The organism is Paenibacillus sp. GCM10012306, from assembly GCF_042649265.1.
Taxonomy (GTDB): domain Bacteria; phylum Bacillota; class Bacilli; order Paenibacillales; family Paenibacillaceae; genus Paenibacillus_AQ.
In genome coordinates, this window is sequence record NZ_JBHRYW010000012.1 from 93,462 (window position 1) to 105,575 (window position 12,114).

The 12,114-nt window shown below is 45.1% G+C and carries 10 protein-coding genes; 4 read left to right on the plus strand and 6 right to left on the minus strand.

All coding sequences use genetic code 11. From position 1 onward, the window contains the following. The first annotated feature begins 4 nt into the window (after nt 1-4). The 3 genes from ACFORK_RS22820 (at nt 5) to ACFORK_RS22830 (ending at nt 1,622) form a co-directional block, all read left to right on the plus strand. A complete protein-coding gene (locus ACFORK_RS22820) occupies nt 5-865 on the plus strand; it encodes an AraC family transcriptional regulator ligand-binding domain-containing protein (RefSeq protein ID WP_379203360.1) in 861 nt (286 codons plus the stop codon). A gap of 11 nt (nt 866-876) precedes the next feature. Then, complete coding sequence (locus tag ACFORK_RS22825; RefSeq protein WP_379203541.1) at nt 877-987, plus strand: helix-turn-helix domain-containing protein; 111 nt, start codon at nt 877-879, stop codon at nt 985-987. Nucleotides 988-1,223: 236 nt separating this feature from the next. Then, nucleotides 1,224-1,622 (plus strand): hypothetical protein, encoded by a 399-nt coding sequence (locus tag ACFORK_RS22830; protein WP_379203362.1) that lies wholly within the window; start codon nt 1,224-1,226, stop codon nt 1,620-1,622. A gap of 147 nt (nt 1,623-1,769) precedes the next feature. Here ACFORK_RS22830 and ACFORK_RS22835 read toward each other — a convergent pair whose 3' ends face one another. After that, nucleotides 1,770-2,378 (minus strand): nitroreductase family protein, encoded by a 609-nt coding sequence (locus tag ACFORK_RS22835; RefSeq protein WP_379203364.1) that lies wholly within the window; start codon nt 2,376-2,378, stop codon nt 1,770-1,772. Nucleotides 2,379-2,766: 388 nt separating this feature from the next. Between ACFORK_RS22835 and ACFORK_RS22840 the strand changes: the two genes are divergently transcribed. Then, nucleotides 2,767-3,933, plus strand: a complete 1,167-nt coding sequence (locus ACFORK_RS22840) for a DUF4317 domain-containing protein (RefSeq protein WP_379203366.1) — start codon at nt 2,767-2,769, stop codon at nt 3,931-3,933. Nucleotides 3,934-4,097: 164 nt separating this feature from the next. Here ACFORK_RS22840 and ACFORK_RS22845 read toward each other — a convergent pair whose 3' ends face one another. The 5 genes from ACFORK_RS22845 to ACFORK_RS22865 all read right to left on the minus strand — a co-directional run bounded on the left by ACFORK_RS22845 (nt 4,098) and on the right by ACFORK_RS22865 (nt 12,110). Continuing rightward, complete coding sequence (locus ACFORK_RS22845) at nt 4,098-5,609, minus strand: sodium:solute symporter family protein (protein ID WP_379203368.1); 1,512 nt, start codon at nt 5,607-5,609, stop codon at nt 4,098-4,100. Nucleotides 5,610-5,653: 44 nt separating this feature from the next. Then, nucleotides 5,654-6,406 (minus strand): SDR family NAD(P)-dependent oxidoreductase, encoded by a 753-nt coding sequence (locus tag ACFORK_RS22850; RefSeq protein ID WP_379203370.1) that lies wholly within the window; start codon nt 6,404-6,406, stop codon nt 5,654-5,656. A gap of 26 nt (nt 6,407-6,432) precedes the next feature. After that, on the minus strand, nt 6,433-8,160 hold the full coding sequence (locus tag ACFORK_RS22855; protein WP_379203373.1) for a methyl-accepting chemotaxis protein: 1,728 nt from the start codon (nt 8,158-8,160) through the stop codon (nt 6,433-6,435). Nucleotides 8,161-8,572: 412 nt separating this feature from the next. Next, nucleotides 8,573-10,348, minus strand: a complete 1,776-nt coding sequence (locus ACFORK_RS22860; RefSeq protein ID WP_379203375.1) for an ABC transporter ATP-binding protein — start codon at nt 10,346-10,348, stop codon at nt 8,573-8,575. Continuing rightward, nucleotides 10,335-12,110, minus strand: coding sequence for an ABC transporter ATP-binding protein (locus ACFORK_RS22865; RefSeq protein WP_379203378.1), 1,776 nt, complete (start codon nt 12,108-12,110; stop codon nt 10,335-10,337). Before ACFORK_RS22865 ends, ACFORK_RS22860 begins: the two co-directional genes overlap by 14 nt. Nucleotides 12,111-12,114 lie beyond the last annotated feature (4 nt).

Sequence of the window (12,114 nt, forward strand, 5' to 3'; positions counted from 1 at the left end):
GTACATGTCTAATAATAGAGTTGTAATGAATAGGAAATTTGCAGACCTAATAGAAAATGCCGGTATATCCATTACAGAGGCACTGAAAAAATCCGACCTGCCTGAAGACTTATTTAATCGTCAAATATCTTCATTAACAGCTGTTGAATATATAAGGTTTATGGAAGCCCTCAAAGAGCTGTCCATTGATGAGTGCACGCCAATAAAGATGGGTACATTAGAAAGTGTAGAAACATTTTCCCCACCTGTTTTTGCAGCTTATTGCAGTAAGAATATGTTAACTTGTATGAAAAGAATAGCAACATATAAAAGGCTTATAGGCCCATTAGTCTTTGTAATTAACGAAAATATGAATGACGTAACCTTAGAGATGAGTTTTGAAAATGAAGAATATGAAGTGCCCGAGTTTTTAATTGGTGCAGAAATGGTGTTTTTAGTACAACTTATGAGAAATGCTACTAAAACTCATGTTGTACCAAAAGAAGTGATGACACAGCATCAGATAGATCATGATCATTATGAAAGTTTTTTTGGAATAAGACCTGCAGCAGGACCAAGAAATATGCTGACGATATCAAAGCAAGATGCACTTCGTCCTTTTATAAGCCAAAATGATGCCATGTGGGAATATTTCGAGCCAGAATTAAGAAGACGGCTTAATGAATTAGATGTAGATGACACTTATGCCGCTAGAGTTAGAAGTGCACTCATAGAGCTTTTACCGGCAGGAGAAGGAACTATAGAGGATGTATCATCAAAATTAGGCTGGAGCAAAAGAACGCTGCAAAGAAAATTAAAGGAAGAAAATACATCATTTCAGAAACAGCTAAACCATACAAGAGAACTACTAGCAAGGCATATTTGAAAAATTCGGATATGATCTCTGATGAAATAGCTTACCTCTTAGGGTATCAAGATCTAAATTCATTTGTGAGAGCATTTCATATATGGACGGGCATGACAATAAGCGAATATAAAAGAAAATAAATAAGGCCAGCCTTTTGGCTTGATTTCTATTTGGATCGTCAGCTCATTCATTTCCATCACGTATAACCGTGCCGCTGGTAAATTAAGCATAAAATCAGTATAATAATTATAATCTGTCATTCCTCGAGTTGGATTGGTTACACAACCATCTTACGGAATGTACAGATATTTTCTATATTCTGGGCCAGTTTCACAATCTATGCTGAATTTAAAGCGCTTGAGGAAGGATGAGGTCTATGTATACATTTGATAATCAATTACCTAAAACAACAACTTATTGGAAAGAAAATGGGATTTTTCATGTTAAACATACAAGCTTTCGTGTAACCATTGAGGAAGCCTATGCAATTGCGGAATTGTTAAAAGCATCTGTTAAGGACCAAGACACGAAGGCGATTATGATAGACAATCGTGAAGCTAGTGGAGTTTGGACCCCAGAAGTGAATAAAGTTTGGGACGATACAACGGTTGGAATTAGTGATGAAAGACCTAAGAAGTTTGTTACATTAACGAATAGTGTTACAGCTGCAATGCAGATTAATAGAATTTCTAGAAGAACTGGTAATGAAAATATGTCTAAAGCATTTTTCAGTGATTTTAATGACGAGGTAAAGGCATTTATAGACGCAGAGTAAAATACCTAACTGGGACGAACTAGTGCAGAGAAGTAAATAAATGGTAGAAAAAAATAAACGGTCTTTATCCATATAAGGATGAAGACCGTTTTTATAGTGGGAAATTATTTTATAAATTGGTGGTAACCGTTTAGCTTAACTGGAGGTTTACTTATAAGTTCCCTCAAAAACTACTTCGCTAAGCAGCTTTCGTCCACTCGGTACCTCTCTCTCCTGAATTGGATCAGGCAAACTACTCTTATCTCCTTGATAGCCAAGGGCAATGACGGCATGAAGATCGTACTGTTCAGGCAAATTCAAGGCCGCTTTGGCTTGCTGGCGGTCGAATCCGCCAATAGCATGAGTTGCCAGTCCTTTCAGCGTTGCTTCAAGTGCCAAGTAGCCCCAAGCAGTCCCTGTATCAAAAGCATGAGCTCCATTGTGATCGCCGTTTTCACGTTTAGTATCAGAAGCGACGAGAACGAGCACTGGGGCTGTAGTCGCCCAAAGCTGGTTGAACTCGCCCAAAAACTGATGAAATACTGCCAGTTGTTCCTCTGTCTTAGCCACCACAAATCTCCATGGCTGATCATTATATGAGGAAGGTGCCCAATGAGCGGCTCCCAAAATCGCATTTAAATCGTCTTCTGATACTTTACGATCGTCGAATGCGCGTGGCGACCAGCGGTTCAGAAACAATGGCGATACACTGTTCTCTTCGTTGCGATAAGGTTGAACCTCTGCGGAAACCTCTTCTAAAATACGAGTTGAGCTCATTTAAAACACACCTTTCCGATAGATATTATAGTATTTTGTTGTATTGTATCATGTTAAGGTGGGTAAGGCAAAAGATTTCTATTTAGGGTCTAATGTTCGATAGAAATGTAAGACGAATAAAAGAAAATAACAAAGAGCAAGAAGGAACGAAGGGGAAGGTTTGGAACAGTAGGAGCGTTAGCGATCGCCTTTGTATCCAGATTTCAACCGCTAAAAGCGGCTTATAAAGAAGAAATCTGGGTACAATAGCGACCGGAAGTCCAAACATTCACCGTAGCGACGACCGAGCCTTACGTTCATATCATAAGCTCGTCTTATATAGCGAAGGTTTTTTATATCATTTATACTGATAAGACCAATTTACTTCTTAGGAGTTGTTTAACGAATCATGATAAAGAAAGAAGTCGCGCATATACGCAAGCAATTTAAGCTGGATCACGATTTGCTGAATATTTACGACATTCTCAACGTGTATATTATGAAGGAAAGCAACGAGATCTATCATTGGGAGCGCCAGCCGTTTGGCCTGGTGGACAGAGAGAAGCAGGAGCTCTATATGGGCAATTTTAAAAAACTACTGACCGGCGAGTTGGATCAGAAGCTGTTCGAGTTGAAGTTTCAAGAGGAAGCAGAGGAACCGACGCAGGTGATGCTGCACCAAGCTTTAGTGACAGGTGATCCGGAAGAGTGGCAGGATTTAATGCTGATGTTGGTGGATAGAATGATGGCAGATACCCATTATGAACGGGATACGGTGGTCACTTTCGTTCGTGGACAGTATTACCGGCCAACCAAAGCAAGAAACGATGAAGCTGAGGAAAGTGAGAAGAACGAAATGTTCGCGCATCCGTTCATTCTATGCAGCGTGAATTCGACGGAGAAGCAACGGAAAGCTCTCTTATTTGATTATGTGGAGAAGGAATATAAATACAATGTCATTGTAGATCCGATCGTCAAGTTAAGTACACCGGAGCAGGGCTTCTTTTACCCGAGCGTGACCGACAATTACTCCGATGTGAACCGCATTCTGTATTGTACGGGAAAATCGAACTTTCCAGATCCGCATTTCATCGAGCAGGTCTTGAATGCCGAAAGATCCGTGACGGCACTGGAAGAGAGAGCGATTTTCGAAGATATCGTGAAGGAAGTGGCGGGCGAACAAGTTGACGCAGCTACCCTCGCACAGGTGTATGAGGAGATCCATCAGGTTATCGAAGATGGCGAAGGCCAGGAAGAACCTCCGAAGCTCGATTATAAAGATTTGGAACGCGTGCTGACGGTAAGCGGCGTGGAGAATGTGACGCAGGAAAAAGTTGAGCGGGCGTTTGAAACGATCGTTGACAATAAGCATTATGAGATGAAGGCGAGCAGCGTGATGCCGAAATTCACTACTAAATCGATAAAGATTGATACCAAAGTAGCTACGATTTCGATCAGTCCACAGGATTTAAAGTATGTGAAACAGGTGAATTATCAAGGGAAACGCTGTATTTTGATTGAGGTTGACGAAGATGCCATGATCGAAGGGTTTACGCTTAGTACAGAAACGCTTTAGTGTCAGTTGACACTGTTGAAGCGATCGCAGATTTTGAGTAAATCTAAGCGAATGCTTCTTGCGTAGCTTATTAGAGTCAGCATAAAAGAAGGGCTGTCACCGGATCTTGAAGATTCGGCAGACAGCCCTTTTTAGCTGGACTAAATTAAGATAACAGGCCTCTATTAAGCCTTTGCGTGAGTACTGAAGCCGGAATTAATGTCATCTGTACCACTCACTTCATCCAGTGAGGCGTCCTTCTGTTTATTGAACATTTCGAGGACAGCAGGCGTAGCTGGGAAGATGAAGCTGAATAATACAATGGTAATGCCGGACAGAATCACACCGGAAATGCCCGGCATCATCCAAAGCTCTGTCACCAGACCAAAGAATCCGGTAGAGTCGGTAGTCCATCCCGGTACCCCGGTGAAGGAAGTAATGATGTAGTAGAGTAGACCGACGGTGATGCTGGCCCACACGGCAATGGTGGAGACTCTACGCCAGAATGGCCCTAGGACAAGCGGCCAGAAGACCGTAACGAAGATGATATCCCAGGCGAGATAAGCCAGATCGATGATCTGCTGGAAGTTAATCGCCAGGATGAAGCCGATAACGGCACTAACCGCAATTCCGATCCGTGAGACACGAAGCAGCTTCTTTGGTTCAGGGTTTGTATTGATGAAATCCAGATAAATGTTCTTAGTGAACACCCCGGAGGAAGCGACGAAGCAGGCGGCTAGTGTCGACATTCCCATGGCAGCCAGCGCAGTCAGGAAGATCGCAGAGACTAGCGGCGGGAAGTAACCTTGGGCGAAGGCCAGCATGAGGTTCTCCGGATTTTGGCTGCCTGGGTAAATGAATTTATAAGCTTCACCAAGCATGCCGGGAATCCAGCTTATTAGAATTACAATGACACCAGAGATAATCATCCCCCGCTGGGCAATCTTCGGATTCTTAGCTCCAGCTACCCGCTGCCCTAAGTCAGCTGCAGGAATATCACCGAAGGCCAGCACTAGATACAAGCTCCAGAAAGTAGCGCCGCCTTTATTGAATAGTGTACTTACGTTCCACCAATCGGGATGGAAGATGTTATCGTGGTACGAGTAAATGACTGCAACGGTAATCCCCAGGATTCCCACGATAGAGAGAAGGCCTTGGATGACTTCCGTATAGGCAACTGCCCATAGTCCGCCAATGATGGAATATAGCGCTGTTAGAAGCACGAACAACAGGGCAGCCGGGATAAAAGGAAGATCGAAGATTGCTTGGATGATATAGGTTCCTCCGACCGTCAAGGCTCCCGCATTAAAGAAGCCGAAAGCGATGGTCATCACAGATCCAGAGTAAGCACCTAGCTTCTTGCTGGCATAGCGCAGGCCGTAATAGTCGGCAATGGTCCATCCCTTCAATCTGCGCAGCGGCCGGGTCCAGATGAAGGCACCCAGCACCATGCATGTGCCAAGCCCGGCCATCGTTGCTGTTCCTTCGAAGCCGCCAGTGGTGTAACCGGACCCGATAGCCGCGAAGAAGAACGGTGCCGCCAGCATGGCGGCCAGGAGACTGCCGGCTACGACGTAGAGCGGCATGCTCCAGCCCGCAACGAGCAGGTCTTCAGCGGTTTTGATTTTTTGATACCCTTTGAAGCCGATGTAATATATAAAAATCAAATAAATGAGAAATACAATTATGGACGTCATGTGATTGCTCCCCCAGTGGTTACCATTAAGATGACTAGAATAAATTAATTCATTACACTGCCGCCATTGGCACCCAGCACTTGTCCTGTGTAGAAATTGGCATCATCGGAAGCCAGGAACAGAACAGACTTAGCGATTTCCTGCGGCTGTGCCAGCCGCTTCAGTGGATATTTCGCCGCTTCTTCTTCTTCGTAGCCTTCGCCGAAGTCAGCGAGGATATCGGTCAATGTTCCTCCTGGAGCTACCGAGTTCACGTTAATGTGTGGGGCAAGTTCCCGTGCCAAAGCTTTGGTGAAAGAAGTAATACCACCTTTGGCTGCCGAATAATGCGTGAATTCTTCACAGCCAAGACTTGCTAAGTCCGAGGAGATGTTAATGATTTTACCAGCCTTATTGTCCCACATACGGCGTGCGGCTTCCCGTGCATTATAGAAAGTTCCATATAAATGTACTTTGATCATGCGGTCCCATTGCTCATCTGTCATTTCACGGACTGTTACGGCCTGGGCAATCCCCGCATTGTTGACGAGTATATGGAGTGTGCCGAATAGGCGGTCGAATGCAGCGAACATCTCACGCACTTGGGTGGAATCACTGACATCGGCGTGGTGAATTTCGGCCTTAACGCCATAGGATTCCGCTTCTTTTTTTACTTCAAGTGCTTCCTGAGCATCGCCAATATAATTGATCATAACGTTCGTTCCCGCCTTGGCGAATTCAAGTGCCACCGCTTTGCCTATTCCTTTGCTTGCGCCTGTAATCAACGCTTGCTTGCCTTTTAGCCCTGTATAGCTCATCTATGATCGCTCCTGTCTATTAAAAATTAAACTTTGAATCGTTGAATTAATTCTTGAAGAGATTGCGAAGTAAGGCTTAAAGATTCGGTAGCTTGGGCTACCTCCTGAATGAATTGCAGCTGAAGCTCGGAGGAGCTGGAGACTTGGTCAGATTTCTTGGCAATCTCGCCGGAGACGTTTCTAAGCTCCGTCATCGAAGCGGTAACCTCTTCAGAGGAGGCGGAAATTTGCTGTGATGAAGCGGAGATTTCTTGCATTTGCATAGATACATTCTTGGTAGATTCGAGAATCTGATTGAAGGACTGAGCCGCTTCTTTCATCAGTTCAAGACCTTTATGAACTTCCTGCTGACCCTCCTGGGCTATGACCTGTGACTGAGCGGTACTCTGTGTAATACTTCCCAGATGCTCAGCAATTGTACTTGCAGAGCGGCCTGTTCTTTCGGCAAGCTTTCTGATTTCGGTTGCAACGACAGCAAATCCCTTACCATGTTCACCCGCACGCGCAGCTTCAATAGAAGCATTGAGCGACAACAGGTTCGTCTGTTCTGCCACATCGGTAATCAGATTGGTCATTGTATTAATCTCGCTAATTTGGGAATTGAGTACTTGAATCACATCGGCAATGCGGGTGACGGATTCTGTAATATTATTCATCTGATTCTGTAGTCTATCTAAGGAGTCATATCCGTTCTGAGCACTCGAGGCCATTTGTTCAGATTCCTCTGAAGCGGAAGATGTGGATTCAGCAATACGTTGGATGCCTATCGCGGTTTCTTCCAGTACAATTACAGTTTCTTCCGTAATCTTTGAATTCATCAGGGTCTTCTCGGCGACTTCGGTCATGTCACTGTTCACTTGTACAGAGTAGGATTCCGTTTCTTGGGAACTAGCGGTGAGCTGCTCAGAGGAGGTAGCTACATGTTCTGAAGACTCTTGGATGTTCAGGATCAGAGTGCGGAGGCTATCTTGCATTTTGACAATCGCTGTATTAAGCTGGCCAATTTCATCGGCAGAATTGTAGCTAAGTGGACTGCTGCTAAGATCTCCTGCGGCGATACGGTTAGATACATCAACAATAGACTTCAGTGGTTTAAGTGTTCTAGTGATAACGGCATAGATTACAAGAGCTATGATGATAATACCGATAATTGTAAGTAATAACTGTTTATTCCTAGCCTGGCTGGATAACTGATTTATGTAGTCAGCTGAATAGTCTATACCGATTACAGCGATTACTTTACCATCCTGCTTAATAGGGGAGATTACGGTTCTCCATGTACCAAACGGATCTTTGAAGACATCAGTGACCTCAGATATTCCGGTGGAGTAAACCTTCTTAGCAGCTTCTAGGTGGATAGGAGCAAGATCCGCGAATAAAGCCCCAGGTTTATAGATTTCGTTCAAATTGGAAGTGTATGCTTGAGTGGTTACTTGATCATCCTTCAAACTCCAAATATAACTCCAACTCATTACACCTTGATCTTTCTGGATTTGATCAAGCTGTTTCTGAAGACTTGTGAAGTCAGGATTTCCTTCTCCGTTGTTGCTAAGTAGCTGATTAACCTGTTCAGGATTAATCTGCATGCTGGTCAAGGTACCTACACTAAGAAGCTCACTCTTTAAGTCATTCGAAAGGTTGGATTTCAGAATGTTTAAGCTGAAATAGGTGACTCCGGCAAAAATTAAGACAACCATGATAATTACAATCATGGATACCTTATACTTTAAAGATAAATTTCTCGCTCTCTCCACAATTCCTTCTCCTTTTCAAATATATTTCTTTTTTGTATGACACTACTCCTATTATTAGTTATCGACATCAACTGCCATAAAAGTAAGATAAATTACCTATCTGAACACAGAAAACTTCTAAATCCTTCTCCAAGGACAGAACTTATAGTGCCAAATATCCAACAGACATGCGCTATTAATTGCGATAAATATATGAATAACTAGGATCAGAGTCTCAATGGATGGGGTTATTTTACTATAGGTACTTTCAAGGAGGTTTGAAGCATACGATAGGGCGGTGCATGGTAGGCAAAAGGACTAATACAGAACAAAATAACGGCTTTTAAGCAAGTAAATATCACGCCAAAACAAAACCGCCCGCGTCCATGGCAATGTCAATCTGCCATAAACGCGGGCGGTTTGTTGTCTAGACTTAAGCTTCCATCTTCTGCGCCGTATAGAGACGGTGATAGAGCCCTCTCTTTGCGATCAGCTCATCATGTGAGCCGCTTTCTGCAATGCCTTTGCCCGACACATACATAATGCGGTCACAGTTTTTCACGGTGGACAGACGATGCGCGATAATGAAAGAGGTACGACCCTTAAGCAGCTCATTTAGCCCCTTTTGGAGCAAGCGCTCAGTCTTTGCATCGATGGAAGAAGTAGCTTCATCCAGAATGAGAATGCGCGGATCTGCCAAGAGGGTTCTTGCGAACGAAATGAGCTGCCGCTGTCCCTGAGACAGCTTGGAGCCGCGCTCGTTGACCTCAGTGAGGTAGCCCTGCTCAAATTCACGGATGAATTCATCGGCGCAAACGGCCTTTGCCGCGGCGATCACTTCTTCTTCGGTGGCATCCAGTTTACCGTAACGGATATTGTCCAGAATAGTACCGGAGAATATGAAGCTGTCCTGCAGCATGATCCCCATTTGGCTACGAAGGGATTTCAGTGTGACCTGCGAGATATCCTGGCCATCAATCAGAATCTTACCACTTGAAACGTTATAAAAGCGTGAGATCAGATTGACGACTGTTGTTTTGCCTGCGCCTGTTGGTCCTACCAGCGCGATGCTTTCACCTGCTTTGGCGTTGAAGGAGATATTCTCCAGAATATTAAGCCCTGGGTCATAGGCGAAGGTTACATCGTCGAAAGTGATATGGCCCTGTACAGCTGGCAGTTTTTTCGCATTCGGAATATCACTGACAGTAACCGGCTCATCCAGCGTTTCGAAGATACGCTCAAGATAGGCAACGGCGTTGATAAAGTTATTGTACAAGTTCGAGAGATTCAGAATGGGCTGCCAGAAGCGGGCAGCGTAGCTGCTCATCGCCAGAATAACGCCAAGTGTCATGTCTTGGGGGCTAAGCGTCAACAGACCCACAAGGAAAATCAATGCTGTAACAATGGTAGACAAGTTATCGACCGCGAATGGAATCAGTATGTTATAACGCAGAGCCTTCATCCACTCCGTGCGAAAATTGCCAGCGAGCCGAGTGAAGATCCCCTCATTGCGTTGTTCGCGGGAAAACATTTGTGTCACACCGATGCCGCTGATGCTTTCCTGCAAATAGGCGTTCAGATTGGAGCTTTTATTGGACACTGCCTGCCACGCCCGGCGCTGCCGGGTTTTAATCAGCATCATGATGCCAAAGAATACAGGTAATCCTGCCAGAATGACGAACGATAGCCGTACATCGACGGCGAACATGAAGGCAGCGATAAAGATCAGGTTCACTATTTCCAGAATAAAGTTGATAATACCGTTGGACAGCACATCTGAAACCGAATTGACGTAATTCACGACCCGTATGAGAATCTTGCCCTGCGGCCGGTCATCGTAGTATTTGAAGGGCAAATCCTGCAGATGCTTGAACAAATCGGTACGGATGTCAAAAATAATATCCTGCCCGACACTGGTCATGATGCGTGAGCGGACGGTAGCCAGATAAACGCTGACTACGATGGTCACCAGCATCAGGGCGGACCAGCCCAGCAGCGCAAGCTTGGCTTTTGCCGGAATAATCACGTCGACGACATGCTGCATGATCAGCGGGGCCGAGAGTGAGATGGCTGCTGAAAGGGCGCTGAGTACAAACGCTACAATCATAGGTGTTTTCTTCCGTTTGATATATACCATCGCACGCCGGAAGTGTTTTATGTTGAACGGCGATTCCAGATTCTCATCGACGTCGAATTTATTCCTTGCCACTTTCGATCACCTGCCTTCCAATCCCCTCGTTCTGCAGTTTGAACACATCGTAATAATAGCCTCGTTTGGCTAGCAGTTCGGCGTGGGTACCTTCTTCAATCAGCTTCCCACCATCCACAATGAGGATACGGTCGGCCTGCGAAGTAGTGGACACCCGCTGCGCGATAATAATCTTCGTACAAGGATAATCAAGCTCTCGTAGACTTTTCTGAATGTGCTCCTCTGTCTCCAGATCGACAGCAGAGGTCGTATCATCCAGAATCAGAATTGGGCGGCGGACCGCTAATGCCCGTGCCAATGCAATACGCTGCTTTTGCCCTCCGGACAATCCAACTCCGCGTTCCCCGACAACGGTATCATAACCTTCAGGCATTTTGGTAATGAAATCGTGTGCGGCTGCGAGTCTGGCATAGCCTATTGCATCCTCTTCCGGAAGATCAGGATCGCCATAAGCGATATTTCCGTCGATGGTATCGGAGAACAAGAGTACATCTTGAGTCGCCATACCGATATTATCGCGTAGTTCATCAAGCTCCAGCTCTCGAACATCGGTGCCGTCTACCAGTACACGTCCTTCGAATACATCGTAGAAGCGAGGGATCAGGTTAACGATTGTTGTTTTGCCTGATCCTGTCGAGCCCATGATCGCAATGGTTTCCCCGGGTTCAACGGTAAAGCTAACATCATCCAGCACGATAGCGCTGTCATATTTGAAGCGAACATGATCGAATACAATGCGGCCTTCGTAACGGCGTTTGTCTGTAGACTTGTGCTCGTTTACAATATTGGGCTTAGCATAATAGACATCGACGATTTTGGACAAGCTCGCAAAAAAGCGCTGAATGTCGTTGATAATAATGCCGATGTTGCGCATAGGGTTGGATACGGCCCATATGAGCGAAGAGAAGGCTGTGAATTCGCCAAAGGTGATTCGGCCTTCCATAAGAAAGTACCCACCGGCTAACATTAGGACTACGTTGAAGCCCTGAGCGAAGGATTCCAGATAAGGAAAATAATCAAGCCAGACGAGGGCGGCTTTTTTGTTCGCCGTGGAAAAGTTGACATTCTTCTCCGTGAATTTTTGGATCTCGAACTCCTCGCGGGCAAAAGCTTTGACTACACGGTTGCCTGAAATATTCTCCTGAGTAGTCGTGTTAAGCTGGGACAGTCGCTCGCGCAGATCGACATACATGGGACGTACGCGTTTTGCGAATATGTAAGCCACGATAAAAATTGGCGGTGACAGGATAAGCATCCACAGCGTCAGCTTTACATCTATTGTGAAAAAATAGATAACGGCAGCGATGAAGATCGTTAACGATTCGATGATCGTCTTGAAAATCCATGCCATAGAGTGACGAACCATGTCCAGATCACCTGTCATCTTGGTCATAAGATCGCCTGTGCGGTTATGGTCGTAATATTCCCTGTCTTGTCCCTGAATCTTGTTGTACAAATAAATACGGATGTTGTACATCATGTTTTGCGAGGACTTTTCATACTGCATGGTCGTAAAATAAGCCAGCCCTGTGCGCAGTAGAGAAAATCCAATCATGCCCAGGCAGAGCATAATCAAAAGTTGCCGTTCTGTAGCAAGGTTCTGCAGGGCATTGTCACCGGCTATAAACGTATCGACAATGCGCTGGCTGATGTACGGGTTCACGATTGTGAGACTTGAGCCCACCACCGAGAGGCAGAGCGCCAGAATGTAACGCGTCCGGTTACCCTTTAAGTTCTGCCATAGCCATTTAAGTTCAAACATCTGA